This is a genomic window from Arcanobacterium sp. (ex Cirak et al. 2026), assembly GCF_053585065.1.
Window position 1 is genome coordinate 20,599 of record NZ_JBQJCE010000008.1, and the last position, 18,092, is coordinate 38,690.

14 protein-coding genes are annotated in these 18,092 nt (G+C 52.1%); 8 read left to right on the forward strand and 6 right to left on the reverse strand.

The window, feature by feature from the left end; genetic code table 11:
• Positions 1–2: 2 nt before the first annotated feature.
• The 6 genes from ACTOVJ_RS05315 to ACTOVJ_RS05340 form a co-directional block, all read right to left on the reverse strand.
• On the reverse strand, positions 3–677 hold the full coding sequence (locus tag ACTOVJ_RS05315; protein WP_449504163.1) for a hypothetical protein: 675 nt from the start codon (positions 675–677) through the stop codon (positions 3–5).
• A 37-nt stretch (positions 678–714) separates the two neighbouring features.
• The gene (gene hemW / locus ACTOVJ_RS05320; RefSeq protein WP_449504164.1) at positions 715–1,902 is read right to left on the reverse strand and encodes a radical SAM family heme chaperone HemW; all 1,188 of its coding nucleotides are present in this window, start codon (positions 1,900–1,902) and stop codon (positions 715–717) included.
• On the reverse strand, positions 1,902–2,726 hold the full coding sequence (trmB, locus tag ACTOVJ_RS05325; protein ID WP_449502124.1) for a tRNA (guanosine(46)-N7)-methyltransferase TrmB: 825 nt from the start codon (positions 2,724–2,726) through the stop codon (positions 1,902–1,904). The genes hemW and trmB overlap by 1 nt, the downstream gene beginning before the upstream one ends.
• Before the next feature lie 2 nt (positions 2,727–2,728).
• The gene (gene lepA / locus ACTOVJ_RS05330) at positions 2,729–4,585 is read right to left on the reverse strand and encodes a translation elongation factor 4 (protein ID WP_449502123.1); all 1,857 of its coding nucleotides are present in this window, start codon (positions 4,583–4,585) and stop codon (positions 2,729–2,731) included.
• A 181-nt stretch (positions 4,586–4,766) separates the two neighbouring features.
• Positions 4,767–6,644: a hypothetical protein gene (locus ACTOVJ_RS05335; protein WP_449503003.1), complete on the reverse strand. Its 1,878-nt coding sequence runs from the start codon at positions 6,642–6,644 to the stop codon at positions 4,767–4,769.
• Positions 6,641–9,355: a bifunctional glycosyltransferase/CDP-glycerol:glycerophosphate glycerophosphotransferase gene (locus ACTOVJ_RS05340; RefSeq protein WP_449504165.1), complete on the reverse strand. Its 2,715-nt coding sequence runs from the start codon at positions 9,353–9,355 to the stop codon at positions 6,641–6,643. The genes ACTOVJ_RS05335 and ACTOVJ_RS05340 overlap by 4 nt, the downstream gene beginning before the upstream one ends.
• Before the next feature lie 132 nt (positions 9,356–9,487).
• On the opposite strand from ACTOVJ_RS05340, the gene galE reads away from it, so the two are divergent.
• The 8 genes from galE (at position 9,488) to ACTOVJ_RS05380 (ending at position 18,086) form a co-directional block, all read left to right on the forward strand.
• Positions 9,488–10,537, forward strand: coding sequence for a UDP-glucose 4-epimerase GalE (galE, locus tag ACTOVJ_RS05345; RefSeq protein WP_449502120.1), 1,050 nt, complete (start codon positions 9,488–9,490; stop codon positions 10,535–10,537).
• 86 nt (positions 10,538–10,623) lie between these two features.
• Positions 10,624–11,586 (forward strand): glycosyltransferase family 2 protein, encoded by a 963-nt coding sequence (locus ACTOVJ_RS05350; RefSeq protein ID WP_449503000.1) that lies wholly within the window; start codon positions 10,624–10,626, stop codon positions 11,584–11,586.
• 46 nt (positions 11,587–11,632) lie between these two features.
• Positions 11,633–12,052 (forward strand): GtrA family protein, encoded by a 420-nt coding sequence (locus ACTOVJ_RS05355; RefSeq protein WP_449504166.1) that lies wholly within the window; start codon positions 11,633–11,635, stop codon positions 12,050–12,052.
• A gap of 52 nt (positions 12,053–12,104) precedes the next feature.
• Positions 12,105–12,953, forward strand: coding sequence for an ABC transporter permease (locus ACTOVJ_RS05360; RefSeq protein WP_449504167.1), 849 nt, complete (start codon positions 12,105–12,107; stop codon positions 12,951–12,953).
• On the forward strand, positions 12,943–13,818 hold the full coding sequence (locus ACTOVJ_RS05365; protein ID WP_449504168.1) for an ABC transporter ATP-binding protein: 876 nt from the start codon (positions 12,943–12,945) through the stop codon (positions 13,816–13,818). Before ACTOVJ_RS05360 ends, ACTOVJ_RS05365 begins: the two co-directional genes overlap by 11 nt.
• Positions 13,793–14,413 carry a hypothetical protein gene (locus ACTOVJ_RS05370; protein ID WP_449504169.1) on the forward strand — a complete coding sequence of 207 codons (621 nt, stop codon included), beginning with the start codon at positions 13,793–13,795 and terminating at the stop codon, positions 14,411–14,413. Before ACTOVJ_RS05365 ends, ACTOVJ_RS05370 begins: the two co-directional genes overlap by 26 nt.
• Complete coding sequence (locus ACTOVJ_RS05375) at positions 14,404–16,512, forward strand: glycosyltransferase (RefSeq protein WP_449504170.1); 2,109 nt, start codon at positions 14,404–14,406, stop codon at positions 16,510–16,512. Before ACTOVJ_RS05370 ends, ACTOVJ_RS05375 begins: the two co-directional genes overlap by 10 nt.
• On the forward strand, positions 16,512–18,086 hold the full coding sequence (locus ACTOVJ_RS05380; protein ID WP_449504171.1) for a CDP-glycerol glycerophosphotransferase family protein: 1,575 nt from the start codon (positions 16,512–16,514) through the stop codon (positions 18,084–18,086). The genes ACTOVJ_RS05375 and ACTOVJ_RS05380 overlap by 1 nt, the downstream gene beginning before the upstream one ends.
• Positions 18,087–18,092 lie beyond the last annotated feature (6 nt).

An 18,092-nucleotide genomic window follows, 5' to 3' on the forward strand; every position in this document is an offset into this window, starting at 1 on the left:
CGCTAAGCCCAGGCAGCCGGACCAAGCAGACCAATCGTCGTCCCAATTTTGCGCGATGACTCATCAACAAGTTCGACAAGATCACGTTGAGAAGCTTGGGAAGTCAGACGAGCAGTGACTTGTTCACCTGCAAAATGAACCGCTTCCGCGTCCGCCCAGCCGTAAAGCCAATCGAACAGGTCATGGCTCATAAACGAGGGGATACTGCCGCGTGTACTTCCGTCAGCTTTCCATGAAGCCTGCCCGTGCGATGAAAACACGGCAAACCCATCGTCCAAGCGATCAAGACGTACTTCTGGCATCGACCCGACTGAGCCGTCTTGCAGCTGTGCAAGATTGCCACACACAAGCAGATGCGCGCCGTCGTCAGGAGAAATAGTGACGGCAGTCTTCCACTCGACCTCGCCACTTTTACCTTCAACTACCATCAACCCAGGAATATCGGGGGTCAAAGCACGATCCAACTGACTGTAGCGGCCACTAATGGTGAAGTACTTAGCAATACTAGAAACTGTTTCGAGGCTTTTCCACCCGCGCTGGCGCAACTCGCCACGCACCCGCGAGCGCTCGTCCCAATAGCCTTTCTTCTTCCCGACGAAGGAATAGATCAGGCCAGCCAGGACGATCAGGAAAAATCCACCAGTCACCGAATACACTGCAACATCATTGACGCTCATGGCAACAACGTTATCAGCGCAAGCGTAGGGCAACAATTCACCACAGCGCCCGGATCACTGTGTCAGCGAGAAGCCGTCCTTTCGGCGTCAAGACAAGACGGCCACTCATCGCCAACACAGGATCGACCAATTCATCCGCGATAAAACCAGCGATGACATGTGCGGGCGTGTCTTTTGGAACTGCGATGCCGTGGCGAAGTCGGATACCGAGCATAATGTGCTCTTCTCGCTGTTCATCAGCGTTCAGGATCTCACGTGCTGCAGCCGGAGAGCGACCATCCGCAAGCGCAGCAGCATAGTGAACGGGATGTTTGACATTCCACCAGCGGGTGCCGTTGACGTGGCTGTGGGCGCCAGGTCCATACCCCCACCAATTTGTCCCTTGCCAGTAGGCCAAGTTATGGCGGGAATGATGTCCAGGTTTCGCCCAATTTGATACTTCGTACCACTCATAACCCGCAGCTGACAGAAGCTCTTCAGCCATCAGGTACTTATCTGCCATGATGTCAGGATCCGGCGGAGGAATCTCTCCTCTGCGCACCTGTGCTCCCATTTTTGTCCCTGGCTCGATTGTCAATCCATATGCTGAGATATGGGGAGGGTCAAGAGCAATTGCTTGCTCAAGAGACGCCCGCCAATCGTCCATTGACTCGCCCGGCGCACCATAAATCAGATCCACTGAGTGCTCCATTCCGAGTTCGCGCGCCCAGGTCACAGCGTTATCCACTTGGCCTGGAGTATGGACACGATCGAGGACTTTGAGGACATGCTCAACGGCCGATTGCATTCCAAACGACACACGTGTGAATCCTGCGTCTCGAAGGAGAGTTAAGCTATCGAACGTCAGGGTTTCCGGATTCGCTTCCGTCGTGACTTCCGCGTCAGCAACAATCCCGAACGTGTCACGTAACTGACGAAGCGTCGTCGCCAAATTGTGAGCAGGAAGCAGAGTGGGAGTTCCTCCCCCAAAGAAAATGCTCGTGAGCTGACCTGGCTGGGAAAGAACCTGTGCGGACAGTTCGATCTCCCGGGCAAGAGTTTCATGGTAATCGCGAGCAGATGCTCCGCGGCCAAACTCAAGATTGGTGTATGTATTGAAGTCACAGTAGCCACAGCGAACTGCACAGAAAGGGATGTGAACATAGGCAGCAAACCCGCTCGACACGTCCGGTTGTTCAAGGTGGCCGTCACGTGGAGCAGGAATGCCGTCAGGCAGCTGTGCCACTAGAGAGCCTCCGTCGGCGCATCATGGCCAACCGGAAGAGGGAAATCTCCAGGAACACGAACCACAGCGAGGTCGTGAATCGTGCGACCGGCGTCGATACCACGCTGCTCAAAACGTGTCATCACGCGCTGCTCGAAACGCGGAGCAAAACCACCCTCAAACTGGCCTTCGTCAGCAGGGTCAACACGCTCACCTTCGTAGGGATTGGAAAACTCTGGTGCCTGCGTGACGACGTCGCGCATCTGCCATGCATAGGAATCCCAGTCAGTTGCGAGTCTCCACACGCCGCCCTCTGCGAGGACGCCAGCGATTGTGCGCGCGAATGACGCTTTCACGATACGGCGCTTGAAGTGCTTCTTCTTACGCCACGGGTCAGGGAAAAAGGTCCACACTTCGTCAGCGCGCCGATTCGGTGCTTCGACATCGGTGCGGAAGAGAATTGGCAGTGCTTGTGCAGCATCCACTTCAATGATGCGCACGTTGTGTGCTCCTTCGCGTTGCGCTGCGTTCACACAGCGTGCAACACCTGGTGCCCATGCTTCGACCGCAAGATAATTGCGATCCGGATGAGCAAGCGCATTGGCAATGGTCTGTTCTCCTGAACCGGGGCCGATTTCGACGGTCAACGGCGCATCGCGGCCGAAAGCCTCCGCCAGATCGACGACGGCGTCGGCGGCAATTGTCGTCAGCGCATCGCCTGGCGGAATCGGGATGACGAACTGCGACGCGTGCTCAGCCATGACCTTCTCGAACTTGTCACCGAGGCGCGAGCCGCGCCGAGAGAAGGACATAATCCGGCCAAAATTTGGGTTTTGTTCACTCATCATCATTTTTTCTGTTCGGGCATCTCGGACGACAGCGCAGCGACGAATGCTTCCTGTGGAACATCCACGCGGCCAATAGACTTCATGCGCTTCTTGCCTTCTTTTTGCTTCTCCAGCAGCTTGCGCTTACGTGAGATATCGCCGCCGTAACACTTTGCAAGGACATCCTTGCGCATCGCCTTGATGGTTTCGCGGGCAATGACGCGCGTTCCAACCGCCGCTTGAACAGGAATCTCAAACTGTTGACGTGGGATGAGGGTCTTGAGCTTCTTCGTCATTTCGGATCCATATCCAAATGCACGATCGCGGTGGACGATGGCGGAGAAAGCATCAACCTGCTCGTGATTAAGGAGGATATCGACTTTGACCAGATCTGCTTCTTGTTCGCCTTCCTTCTTGTAATCGAGGGAAGCGTAGCCCTTTGTTCGGGACTTGAGCTGATCGAAGAAGTCAGTGACGATCTCCGCCAACGGTAACGTGTAGCGAAGTTCGACGCGATCCTCGGAAAGGTAGTCCATCCCAAGGAGGTTACCTCGGCGCTCTTGGCACAGTTCCATCGAAGTGCCCACAAAATCCTTCGGAGTGAGAATCGTGGCCGAGACGAGAGGTTCGAAGATCTGACGAACCTTACCCGCAGGAAATTCGGAAGGGTTTTGGACGATGACTTCCTCGCCGCCTTCAGTCACCACACGATAAATGACCGACGGCGCGGTGGCGATGAGATCGAGGTTGAATTCGCGCTCAAGGCGCTCACGGATAATCTCCAGGTGAAGCAACCCCAAGAATCCACAGCGGAAACCGAAACCAAGCGCCACAGAATTTTCCGGCTCATAAGTCAAGGCAGCATCATTGAGCTTGAGCTTGTCCAACGCGTCACGGAGCGCAGGATAGTCAGAGCCATCAATTGGGTAGAGCCCTGAGAACACCATGGGCTTCGGATCACGATATCCGGCCAGGGGTTCCGTTGCTGGCTTTGCCGCGTCAGTCAGCGTATCGCCCACACGCGATTGGCGGACGTCTTTCACGCCGGTGATGAGGTATCCCACCTCACCGACTCCAAGCCCCTTCGTCGGCGCTGGCTCAGGTGAAATAACGCCGATTTCAAGAAGTTCGTGGGTGGACTTCGTGGACATCATCTGAACACGCTGACGCGGTTTCAACTCGCCGTCGACCACACGCACATAAGTGACCACGCCGCGGTAGGAATCGTAAACGGAATCGAAAATCATGGCGCGGGGGGCAACACCTGGAGTTCCCACAGGAGATGGGATCTCAGACACGATGCGATCGAGTAGCTGATCAACGCCTTCACCAGTCTTTCCTGACACGCGGATACATTCGCTCGGATCGACGCCGATGAGGTTACCGAGTTCCTCAGCATAGCGATCAGGATCGGCAGCAGGAAGATCAATCTTGTTCAACACGGGGATGATCGCCAGATCGTTTTCCAACGCCATGTAGAGGTTTGCCAGAGTTTGCGCTTCGATACCTTGTGCAGCATCTACCAGCAAGATTGCGCCTTCACACGCAGCGAGTGAACGTGAGACTTCGTATGCGAAGTCCACGTGTCCAGGCGTGTCGATCATGTTGAGCGCATAGGCATTGCCATCCACGCTCCATGGCATACGCACAGCCTGCGATTTGATCGTGATTCCACGTTCGCGCTCAATATCCATGCGGTCAAGGTACTGCGCACGCATCGCGCGCTCATCGACGACGCCGGTGAGCTGAAGCATTCGATCAGCGAGTGTGGACTTACCGTGATCGATATGCGCGATAATGCAGAAATTGCGGATCAGCGCAGGATCGGTGGCCGCGGGGACGATGGCCGCTTTTTCGCGGTCGGTCGAAATAGGCAAAGTTTTCCTCCCTTGTGAACATACAAACTTTACCAAGACCTCACATGGATAGGCGAAAACTCGGTGTGAGATTTGGCTGAAATGCGCACTTCCCCGCACAAGTAGTCAAATCTAGAAATGGCGGACACAGAAGAGGGCACTCCACCGGCGAAGTTTTCGTACCGGTACAGTGCCCATATCGTCATGACAGACTGTCGACGACAATCGATTTCCAATCAAATCCCAGCGCCCACGGAATATACGTTGAATCTTTCAAATTTTGATCAAAAAAGAAGAGAATCCGCTGCGCATATACACGCGAACTTACACGCATAATAAATTGCGAAAGTGCATCATTAATGTTCTGATCTGGTTGGAGAATGAGCACCCCACTAACTGGCTGGCCAATTGATTCAAGACTGAGATTATCATTCATTGAAATGACCACCGCGATTTGATCGGCTTGTCGATCCCCGGGCATGAACGCATAACGAAGCGGAGTGACAACGTCACCATCAACGATGGTATAAATTCCTGATGAGGCAACACGAACATCGATGTCTCCTGGCGAGATAGCATTCTCGCCAGTGGGAGCACCTGATCTACGGAGTTCCTCGCTCCAACATTCGATGTTCACCGAATCACTGGAATTATTTTCAGTGATGTACATCAGTGACCATTCCCCCGACAAATCGTCGATTTGTGGATTAAGAAGTTGCATGTCGTTGAGCGTAAATCTACGTCCTGACTCAACCTCCTCGATTTCGTATCGCAGAATTCCATCCCCATGTCGGCGTTGGAGATACCAATTGTGCTCTGAATCAATTTGCACCCGGTGCAACAATGAAAGATCGCAACTGATGAGCCCATTATCTGTGAGACGAATTTTCACCGAGTCAATCACCAAAGGCCTGAGATATGCACTCTGAGCGCCCGTAAGGAAACCTCTCATCACACCTAACATAGTTGGCAAGCCGCGGCGTGCAACGTCGGTATGCACGCCACTAATGCGGTGGCTCACGAAATTACGCGCATCGATTGGGAATTCGACCATCGATTGATTCGACAACTCATCGCGATTTGTATAGAAGAAATCGATATGCCGTCCTTCAGTGAGATATTGCAATAGGAGCTCACTTGGTTGTGTGAAGGAACGCAATGCCTCGAGGTTATAAAGATTTTCACGGAAAGCAGGCTTCGTGAAGTAGTACGGCAGGTTAAGCTGCGGAGTGGACAAGACGAGTCGAGCCTTGGGTAAGAATTGTCCGTAAAACAAAGCAATACTTGCACCTTTTGACGCCCCAAAAAGCATAGCGTCAGAATCTGTCAGACCAAATGAGCTTAGAATGCTCTGCATCGCATCGGCGACATCGTCGACAACAGGAGCCCCTTCTGAGTCCACCAGCATATATGAACCCGGGACGTAGTAACGATCCTGAAAGACAACTACCGCCGCATTTTTGAGTTCAACAGGAGTCAAATCCTTCAGGTACGACACCGTGTAGGAAATTGACGAGGTCGATAGCGTAAAACCTGGGAATGTGAAAAGTACCCGCTGAGGGTTCGCTAAATTTCCACGAATAGAATAAAAAACACGACCATGTTGTTGGACGTTAAATCGTGCGTCGAAACGAGCTTGTTGCTTTGTCACAAACGGGTACTGAGAAATTTCGACAGAGAATGCGTCGGGCAGATTGATCGAATAATCTGCAGGATTTGCACTCGAACCAACGATGTTTCGATACTCAATAGGCGTTCCTGCCTCCGGTTCTTCGATGACATTGCCATATATCTGTTCACCGTTGCAATACAACTTAATGTACTGACCCAAACGTTTATGCCAACGGGGGAAGCGCAGGCGCACATAATAATGACCATCGCTGAGCGGCATTGTTTCTGCCTGACGGAGCGTTAACGCCAGGGAACTTGACTCAAGTTTCGGTACGACGCGTTTGGCTAACCCTACCTGGCGAAGCCAATTCAACCCAGATTGAGGAAGACCCGTCCGTGCTGCTTTGAGAGTAAGCTCGCGTGTTCCGTTCGCAACTTTTCTTCGCACTACAGATAATGGATTTTTCATCGCGTTTCCCCCGTCGACTCATTTGAGGATGGATGTGAATGGATAATTGCCTCCAAGGTGCGTTCACTGTTCCGTCGATCTGAGAATGCAAAGAATCGATCAACTCGTTCACGATACTCCTGCGCAATTTCCCCGTCGTTTGCCATTGCGGCAATGATTGCATCGACAGTTGCTTCAACCTCGTAAGTCACAGGCCCAAAGCCATCGTTTTCATACGAGAAGTAACCTTCATTGTAAGAATGTCCAGAGAAGAACTCATCATGATCAAACTGTGTGTAAATGACAGGTTTTCGCAAATAAGCGAAATCGAATGCCACTGACGAATAATCGGTGATCAGAATCTTCGCTTCAGCGAACATTTTCGCGTAATCATGTGGGCCACTGCTGACCTTGAACCGGTCACCATCAGTAAAGTCTGAGGAATTTGCCTCATGGTTTGGATGAAGGAACAGTTCTGCTTCATACCCGTTAGAATCCAGAGCCGCATTCAAACGTGAATGCGTCAGGAGTTCCTGAATAAAACGATAATAGCGACTATTCGTAAACCCAGGCGCATATGGTCGTTGGCCTGAGCCAGCATCAACAGGCAGAGCGATCTGCTGACGCCACGTCGGCGCAAAAACAATCTTCTTCAGTGACCGATCAACTAACCGATCAAAACGTGGCATCCCAGTGAGTACTACTTCACGGCTCGTGTAGCCATACTGTTCAGTTGCGATTGATGCTTGTTCGAATGGGCTTGACGTGACAAACACTCGGATGTCTTTGTAATTCTTATTCAGCCAACCAGATAGATCATCCTTTGTCAGGCCGTGCTGCAAGAAAGTGAACTCAAACTGGTACATGTCAGAAATGAAAGCCTTCATTCCCCCAAAAGCATTAATCACGACGTCGTCTGCCTGTGAGGAGATCACTTTCTCCGACAGAAGTAATAACAACGGATAAAGCGCTGAGCGAGGATCGATCACCTTGCCGAGTCTCTTCATTTTTGACCATTCAGGCGAGTCCTTACGAATGACAAAGTAGGCATCGACATTCGGTGGCGTATGCTCACGAAGATAACGGAAAAATGCTTCACCATTATCGCCCGCTGCATACGGTCGATCAGAGACTAACCAAATTTTTCGCGTCATTTGGAGCTTGAGAATTTGTGCCGCCCAACGGTAGGCGAGTAAAGCAATGCCCTTCGCACCCTTGCGTTTCAGAGGACGCAGAATCCGTCGGCTGAATCCCACCTCACGACGGAGCAACTTCGATGTTGTCACCTTTTCGACCGCGAGTCCACGGTTGGAAAAATTGGTGAGCATAATGTCACCAAAAACACGGTGAGCACCACCATAACGAGGTAAACGAGCCATATGTTCGAATAAGAAACGAACGCGATAAACCTTATCTCCCAATCTGACTGCGGGGTGATATACGTCCCCAGGAACTGCAGGGAACAGCGCCTCCACGACGAACGGTTCGAAGACAATGTGGCCGTTATTCACCGTCTTGCGCCACTGAGGAGTTTCTTTTCGATCGAAGGCATGGAAGACACCGTTTCGGAGAATTCCAATCTCCATCCCTGGGAAATGAATTCCGGAGAATACCCCTCGAAGTTCCAACTTGCCGTCGTCGACATTAAGGTAGTCGACACGCAAAGGAAGACCTTCTGTAACAAAACGCCAAACCTTATGACCGCGATAGAAAAAAGTAACCCCATCGCGTTCAGCATTTTTAAAGACGTCTTCGCCATACTTGATGGAAAGTGCGTAGATCTTGTATACGTCACCTAAGAATCGCTGCGACATTATAACATCTACATCAATCCGTTGAAGGACGGAGCGCATGAGTTTCTCATACTGGGATTGTTCGGCACTATTAAGCACATACTGTGCTTTATCCGTCAGGCGCCACTCCATGTCATGCATCGCCACATTTTGAACATATTTCGGAATAATCCCGAGAGAATTACGATATTTTTCCAGAAGATAATCCCAAGCATACTTAACCACAGAGATGTAGGACTCTTTGTTTGACTTAAAAGTATCGATTGTAGATGAACCTTCATCACGCTTTCGATACATATAGGCGGCGGACGCCACGAGACCGAGACGATAATTATCCATAATTACTTCCGTAATGAACTTCGCATCCTCGGCTAGGTGAATGCGTGTGTCGAAACGAAGTTGGATTCTCTCGAGCAGCTCCCGGCGAACGAAACTCGACGCCGATGATAGCTGGACATCTTGCCAGTCGTCTCGGACATCGATCACACGAGTACCGGGATTAAACTTTTTGTTTAATCGGTGAGCACCCGACCGTGAACCGAAAAACTTCATCGGAACCGATGCGACCTGAACTTCACGATGCTGCGCGAACATTGCGCTCACGTCCGCAAGCATATTAGGCTCATAAAGATCATCCGAGTCGAGGAAACCCACATATTCGCCTCGCGCATGCTCAATACCAAGATTCTTCGACGCACTCGTTCCCGAATTTTCTTTCCTCAAGAGCTTGATGTTAGCAGGGTAACGATCAACAAAGCCTTGGCAAATCCGTGCAGATTGATCAGTAGACCCATCATCAACGAGCAGAACCTCAGTGCGAGAAAACATGTTTGATGACTGTCGAACAATACTCTCAATTGCCTCAGCTACATAGTTCTCTGTGTTATATACCGGGATCACAATCGAAAATAACGGATTCTCTATGGTCTTCGATGTCATCTATTCTCTCCAACGTCAGCTATAAAACCTCTCTACTAGTCTACCCGACCACGCGTGCAACTGACACGATCCATTGCAAGTGCACTCACTGCGCTACCATCGTTATTGGATTCCCAATCGTAAGGAGAAATAATGCGCGTGCTCGTTGCAGGCGGTGCTGGTTTCATAGGCTCTCACACTGTAGTGAAGCTCGTCGAGGCTGGACACGAACCGATCATCGTTGACAACTTTTCGAACTCTAAGCCGATCGTGATTGACCGGCTTGAACAGCTCACAGGCACTTCACTGACGTGGTACCGTGCTGATTTAACTGAGCGCGAATTGACTGAACAAATTTTCGTCAAAGAGAAGCCAGATGCCGTTATTCATTTTGCAGGTTTGAAAGCAGTAGGTGAATCGGTTGAGAAGCCGTTGTGGTATTACGAGACCAATCTCAATGCCACTTTTAACCTTTTACACGGTATGGCAAAAGCTGGAACGCGAGTGATCGTTTTCTCCTCCTCAGCAACTGTTTACGGCAATAACCCCATTCCTTTCCAAGAGGACATGGAGGCCGTCAATTCTCTCTCCCCTTACGGGTATTCAAAGGTCGCGATCGAACGCATCTTGTCAGATGCAGCGAAAGTCACAGACATTCAGGTCGGACTCCTTCGCTACTTCAACCCTGTTGGCGCTCATACATCAGGAACTATCGGTGAGGATCCTTTGGGTATCCCGAATAATCTCATGCCTGCTATCGCGGCAGTGGCCACCGGCCGCCGCGAGAAACTCTTCGTCTTTGGCACAGATTATCCGACGCCTGACGGGACATGTTTGCGCGATTATATTCACGTTGACGACCTCGCAGCTGGCCACGTCGCTGCTCTCGATTATCTCGCTGCCCATGAAACGAAAGTTCGTGCATGGAATTTCGGTACTGGACAGGGAACCTCAGTGCTTGAGCTCATTCACGCTTTCGAGAAAGCGTCAGGACTCACCCTCCCAGTGGAATATGCACCTCGCCGAGACGGCGATCGAGACGCTTTCTGGGCAGATGCCTCACGTGCAAAGACTGAGCTGGGGTGGAGCGCAGAAAAGTCTATTGACGAAATGTGCGAAGATACATGGAGGTTCCAATCAGCAAACCCTGCTGGATACCCCGACGACGAACCAGAGTCACGTTCAAGTAACTCGTTGCTCTAGCGCGACTCTTCCTCGACGCGGTTCCTATCGTTAGCGACGGGGTATAACGGTGCAGTGTTCGTCATCAAACAAAGAAAGCAGATCTTATGTCATCTCAACCTCCATTGCTCTGGATGGTCATCCCTTGTTATAACGAGGAACAGGTTCTTCCTATCACTGCGCCGCTTTTTGACCAGCAACTCACACAGATGATCACTCAGGGGCTGATCGACCCGCGTTCACAAGTGTGCTTTGTTAACGACGGTTCCAGCGATACGACATGGTCAATCATCAAGAACCTTGCCGAGGAAAATCAACACTTTGCGGGTCTCACGCTTTCACGCAATCGTGGCCACCAACATGCGCTTCTTGCAGGCTTGATGTATGCACGCTCCCACTGCGACATCACTGTATCACTCGATGCCGACGGCCAAGATGATATCGGTGCTGTTGAACAGATGGTGCGTGAGTACCTCAACGGACATGACGTTGTCTATGGCGTGAGATCCTCACGTGATACAGATACTTTTTTTAAACGGTTCACCGCACAAAGCTTCTACAAGCTCCTCGAGTCAATGGGCGCAGACGTCATCTATAACCACGCTGACTATCGTCTCATGAGTGCGCGAGCGCTTGATGGGCTCGCTGAGTTTAAAGAAGTGAACCTCTTCCTTCGGGGTCTCGTACCTCTCGTCGGGTATTCGAGCACCACGGTCGAATACGAGCGTGCTGAACGTATTGCGGGCGAAAGTCACTATCCCTTGGGCAAGATGCTTGCTCTCGCATTCAACGGCATTACGAGCTTATCAATTAAACCGATCCGTATAGTTACAGCACTCGGACTGCTCTTCAGCCTTTTTGGTTTTCTCTCAATTATCTGGGTACTTGTCGCCACATTTACGGGCGCTACCGTTGTCGGATGGGCATCGTTGATGTGCATTGTCCTTATACTCGGAGGAATTCAATTGCTCAGCCTCGGAGTAATCGGAGAGTACATCGGGAAAATATACCTCGAAACGAAGCACCGTCCGCGCTTCCTTATCGAAGAATCTGTGGGAATCCAAAACTAATTACTGCGTTGTCCGACCGAGATGACGATGACACTCAAGTAAAGGCATGACAGCAGGAGAAACCGCGATGAACAGACTACTCACCCAGATGTCAAAGTTTGGCATCGTCGGCGTGCTCGCAACTGCCCTCGATTTCCTCATTCTGTGGGGATTAGTCTCTCTGGCTGGAATGAATTATCTCGTCGGCGCGACCATCGCATACACAATTTCTCTTGTATTCAACTATGTTGCTTCGATGAGATACGTTTTTCAACGACGTGATGATCTCAAGCGATCGTATGAATTCACCATTTTTGTTGTTTTGGCACTCATTGGTCTCCTGCTCAACAATCTCACCATGTGGGTGCTCACCGGCCTTTTCGCCGTGAACTACATGATCTCGAAAGTCTTTGCTACCGCGCTCGTCATGGTGTGGAACTTCGCCTCACGTAAAGCGTTGCTCGAAGCCGATCAGGCAGTGAATTAGCCACCTAGGTTCGCAATATCCCACGAAAATGCCAATCTGGTAAATTAGTGGGGTGAATGCAAAAGTGGATTTGGGGCAGTACAAGCCCATCGGCGCACGCCCCCCAATGCTTGAGTACATCAAAGGCCTCTGGGCACGGCGCTACTTTATCCAGCGTGAATCAAAGGCTAAGGCGTACGGATCAATCAAAGACACCGCCCTCGGAACAGCCTGGCTCATCCTCAGCCCTTTCCTCAATGCAGCCGTGTACTATGTTATCTTCGGCGTGCTACTCGGTTTTTCTCGGAGCCGTGCAGGATTTGTGGGCTACCTGGTGGTCGGCGTGACATTTTTCCAGTTCCTGACGAATCAGTTCGGTGGAGCAACGAATATCATCACCAACGGGCAAAATCTCATTCGAGCCTTCAGTTTTCCCAGAGCATCCTTGGTGTTTTCTTTTACGTTACGCAACCTGTACGATTTCCTGCCCACGCTATATGCCACGATCCTTTTCATCGTGATTGTCCCCCCGCACTCACTCCCCTACTGGACATGGCTGCTCTTCCCCCTCGCATTCGCGATCGCGATCCCCTTCGGACTAGGCCTAGCATTTTTCACCTCTGCCATGACCACACTCGTGCCGGATCTAAAGTTCATTTGGCCAGTCATTACACGCTTCTGGTTCTACGGCTCCGGCGTGATTTGGGCAATTGAACAATTCCAGGGGCACCATAAAGTTGTGGCAGTCATGCAAATCAACCCTGGCTGGCAGTTCCTCGAATTGTGCCGTGAGCTGTTGGTGTATAACCGCCTTCCTCACGCATGGCTGTGGTACTCATTCACAGCGTGGAGCCTGGTGACTTTCATCGTCGGATTTATCCTTTTCTGGTACAACGAGGAGAAGTTCTCCAATGTCAAGTAATAGCACGCTCGAATACAACGTCATCCTCGATAAGGTATCAGTTCTGTACAAAACTCCATCAACATCACCGGAGGAGCGTAAAAAGGCTTCCTTTATTCAAAAAGTCAAAGGAAAATTACTCGGCCGTCCACCGATGGTAGATGTTGCACCATTCACCGATCTGACCCTCGTAGCAAAGAGCGGTGAATCCATTGGCCTCGTCGGCCATAACGGCGCCGGAAAATCTACTCTCTTACGAATAGTTGCCGGAGCAGAATCGCCAGCCTCAGGCAAAGTTTATGCATCAAGTCAGCCGGTCCTTCTTGGAGTCTCTGCTGCGCTTGTCCCCGAGCTTTCTGGTTACGAAAATGCCCGCCTTGGTTGCCTGGCGATGGGGATGAGTCCCGAAGAAGCCGATGCTGCGCTCCCTGACATTGTCTCTTTCACGTCGATCGGCACGGCAATCCACCGTCCAATGAAAACGTACTCTTCAGGCATGGCGGCACGTTTGCGCTTCGCCATTTCGACAACAGCACGCCCAGAAATCCTTCTCATCGATGAAGCTCTTGCTACCGGTGACACTGCTTTCAAGGAGAAGTCCGAAAAGCGGATGCAAGAGACTCTCGAATCAGCCGGAACCGTCTTCGTTGTTTCCCACTCCCCGACACTCATCCGTGACCTATGCAACCGTGTGATTTGGCTTCATAACGGCGGCATCCTTGCCGACGGCGATCCCGAGGAAATCACTAAGATGTACGAACGATGGGCCTGGCATTCGGCAAAAGGCAGCCCAGAGATCATGGCTGAAATCGAGGCAGATTGCCGCGCGCGCTTCCCAAAGGTGGAGCTCATGCACCACGATGACGGGACAGCATATGTGGCCTGAGGGAACACTGGCATACATGGGAGAAACAGGTGTGATTCCTGCACTTCCCAGTGGCACTGTTTTTGTTCCAAGTATCGAGGCCCTCGCGCAGGTCATCACAGAAGTGGATGGCGTGGTGGCCGACCTCGATTCCCTGACACTCGGCCAGGTTGAAGCTTGCGCAGCCGACGCAAACTGCCCCCTCCTCGTCGTCGGGACTGACTCACTTGCAGGAGTATTGGCGCATGTTCAGGCACCGCGGGTGGCTTGCATCAGCGGCGACGCACTGTGGATCGGGCCAGCCGAGTATGCTCCGTCGGCGCCGTTCGATCTTGACACAGCACTCGCAGTCGTCACCCTCGGCCAGCGCCTCACCGCACAGCGCTCCCAGCGCGCCGACGAAGACCTCGCCAGTGCTCAAATCGCTTCCGGAGCGCATGTCCCGTTCGAGGCGCTCGTTGAACGCCCAAAAACTGGGAATAACAGCGACTACGACGAACTCGCAATCAGATTTGCCGATTGGAAACGAGAATGGCATTTCGTCACGGACACGCCAATCGGCACAGCTCTCAAGCGGGTTCGTGGTCTGCGCAGAAAGCTACGCAAATGGTTTTAAATTCTGATTCACTGATCCGTTCCCTGGGGCGTATTCACCGCGAGCCTACCGTTCCCGTTGATCTCACACACTCTTCGCAGCTTGCCGACGGGGTATCTGTTATCGTGCCGGCATACAAGTCACGTGCATACCTGCCTGCACTTCTCGATTCTTTAGCACATCAGTCCCTTCCCTCCGAGCGCTTCGAAGTGATCGTGGTTCTAAACGGCCCTGACGATGGAAGCGCCGAATTGCTAGCTGCGGAAGATCGATTCAATCTACGGTGGTATCGCAACTCGATCGCTGGTGCAGGTGCTGCACGGAACCTCGGCATTCGACTCGCCACTCGTGCCTATAGTGTCTTTCTCGATGCCGACGATACTTTTGAACCTGAATACCTTGAGCAGGCTCTGAAACTTGCCCGGCCACAGACTATCGTCGTTAGTCCGATCGTCGATGTGTCACCGTCGGGGGCGTTGAATCCGCAGAACGCTCTCAACCGTAAGATTTCACAAATCGATGGTGGCGAGGTAGTCGATTACCCCTGGTTGTTGTCTTTCAATGTATGCAAACTCCTCGCCACGCCTTTCCTCCAGACACTGCGTTTCAATGAAGATCTACGCTCGGGTGAAGACGTCGTCTTTTGGGCGTCGTTGCTGGCATACCCGCATTTATCAGTTGCGCGTGTCAGTTCCGCAAACAGCGCCTATCGTCGTCTCCTGACGGAGCAATCAGTATCGAGGACAAACGAGTCTTTCGATTTCAATGTGGCACAACGGCTCGATGTCATTGCAGCTGTCCAGCGTCTGCAGCTTGGATCAGGTGTCCATGATGCCATTGCCTCACGTGTGGGGGCTCAGGCAAGTTTTATCCGCAATTACATTGACTCACATCCGCAGGACATGGATCAGCTGGAGGAGCAAATCGCGCACGCCGGCGTCATCCGTTTCCCGTGGGAGGAAATTCCACGCCCAGATGCAACACAACTTGTGTTCTCCTACTGTTTCCCGCCTTTCGCTGACACAGCAGGCGTTATTGCAGCAAAAGTCGTGTCGCAACGTCGTCAATACTCTGACGTTATTGCCAACGATATGAAAACACGACGCCGGACGGATCATTCTCTCGATCTCCTGGCCTCGCGCTGGGTCAAGCGAGCATCGTATCTTCCTACACCGACCTCCTTTGGAAACTGGGATGAGATCGCTCAATTCGCTGCCCAAGCCTGCCAGACAGCACAGAGCTGGACAGCCACGAGTGCTTATGAGTCCATGTATTCGCGCGCATTATGGCCGGGGTCCCACCTGGCAGCAGCCCTCTTCAAGCGCCGACATCCTGAGCTGAATTGGGTTGCAGAATTCTCCGATCCACTTCGGACGAATGCCGAAGGGCATACTCGACCTGGTAACAGGGTCGATGATGATGTGTCTCGGGAGATCATTGCCGGATCTCCCGAATTAGGGAGCGAAAACCTTCTCTTTGGTTTTATCGAACGCGCAACATTCGAGCTCGCTGATCGCATCATCGTGACGAATCCCAATCAGCTCTCATACATGCTTGCTCATTATTCCCAGGAGGAAGCACAGCGCTATCGAGCCAAAACGGAGATCCGTCCTCATCCCGCGCCGAGCACAGCCTTATTCGACACCGCACGGCCATCGCTCAATTTTGATCCATCAGCAATCAATATTGGATATTTTGGCTCAGTGTATGCCAACCGAGGCTTTAGCGAAATTTTCGCTGCACTTGGGAAGTCCGATCCTCGGGTACATCTGCATATTTTCACAGGGACTTTTGACGCGCTTGAGACCGAAATTGAAAGCGCAGGACTGCGCGGTCGTGTTCATGCTCACCCTTATCTCCCCTACATTGAATTCCTTGGTGCATGTCGCGAATGTGACGTTCTCCTCGTCACTGATGCGTGTGCAACAGAATCAATGGGAATTAACCCTTTTCTCCCGTCAAAGGTCTCCGACTATCGAGCTTCTGGCACACCGATTTGGGCAATCGTGGAGGAAGGTTCGCCACTTGATCATCTCGGCGCCGATTTCACCTCGCGCCTACGCGACTCTGAGTCTACACAGCACGCATTGAACGAGATTATTCGACGTCAGGCGAAATAATGGGCACCTATTTCGTTGATTTATGTGAACGAGTCAATTCACGCTGGATTATTCACGTGGTGTTCGATCCGGGCGATCACCACGTCATCATCAATGGCGAACGTCATGATCTTGCCACGCTGACCACGGAGAAAATCGGCCCCTACCGCAGCCTTGGCGGCGCAGGTGGGCGTCACTCAGCACTCCTGGTTCTTCCGCCACACACGAAGACTGTGCGTTTCGCCGGCTCCGACGTCGGGCGGCTTGAGCTTCGTGGAGCAGCACGGATGTCCTCCCGGCGCTTCGCATATAAAAGCATCGGCAGGCATCTTGCGGTGAAAACGGATGCACATACTCTGTCCTTCTCTTCAGGGCCGCTATCGATTCTTCGTGCAGCTTTCCGCTGGAACGCTGCGATTGGAGCGTCGATCCTCACACGGGCGCTTCCACCACGGGTTGTGGTCTATCGCGCTCTTGCGCCGCTCGCTCGTCTACTCCACCGCCAGACGTGGGTGATCTCAGATTCGCCCAATAAAGCTGGCGACAACGGCGAAGCGCTCTTTCGTTTCCTCCATTTGCACCCGGCCGATGGTGTGACCCCAATTTTTGCTATCGCAGATCCCCACCAGCGAAAAATCCTTGGAGCTTACGGAAAAACAGTTGATCCAACGTCATTTCGGGGCAAGCTTGCATACCTTGGAGCGCCAGTGATTGTGTCCTCGCAAGCTGGCCCCTACGTCACGGATGCCCTTGGTGACCATGGCGTCTACCGGGGACTGGTTCGGTCACGTTTTGTCTTCCTCCAACATGGGGTAACTCATTTTGATATGTCTTCTGTCCTCGGCCGGTATTTAAAAGACATTTCATTATTCATCACCAGCGGATTTCGTGAGCTGGAATTAGTCCGCTCTGACTTAGGATTTCTCCCCGACCAAGTGGCACTCACTGGAATGCCACGAATGGATCGTTTGGCTGACCACCGACAGCGCACGATCCTTATCGCTCCAACGTGGCGCTCTTGCCTCGCTCACGTCAGCTCTGAGGAATTCCGCGGCAGTCAGTATTTCCGATTCTGGGATGCCGTGCTCAACGACGAAGGACTTCTAGCGGCATTGCGAGATGCAGGGTACCACGTCGAATTTCTTCTACATCCTTCACTCACGACATTTGTTGGCGAGTTCCACGGGAGTGACCTCGTCCAGATCAGCACACCTCCGCACGATTATACGGGGGCTTTTGGCAGATGTGCGCTGCTGGTCACGGACTATTCGTCGGTCGCATACGATGTGGCATACCTCGACAAACCTGTAATTTATGCGCAATTCGACTACGCAGATTTCTACGACGGTCAGACGTATGAGCGTGGCGACGATGATACCCGCACCCACGGCTTTGGCCCCGTCACCTCTTCACTTGACGGGTTGCGAAGCGCCATTCTCGGTATTATTTCCGACGCCGAAGGCGAATTCCCATCCTTAGATTCTCAGTACCGTGTTCGGCGCGATGAAGCATTCACGTTCCGTGACCAGAACAATTCTTCACGGGTAGTTCAAGCAATTCAGCAGATGTTGAAAAGTGAGGAGCTCGAGAACTGAGACTCC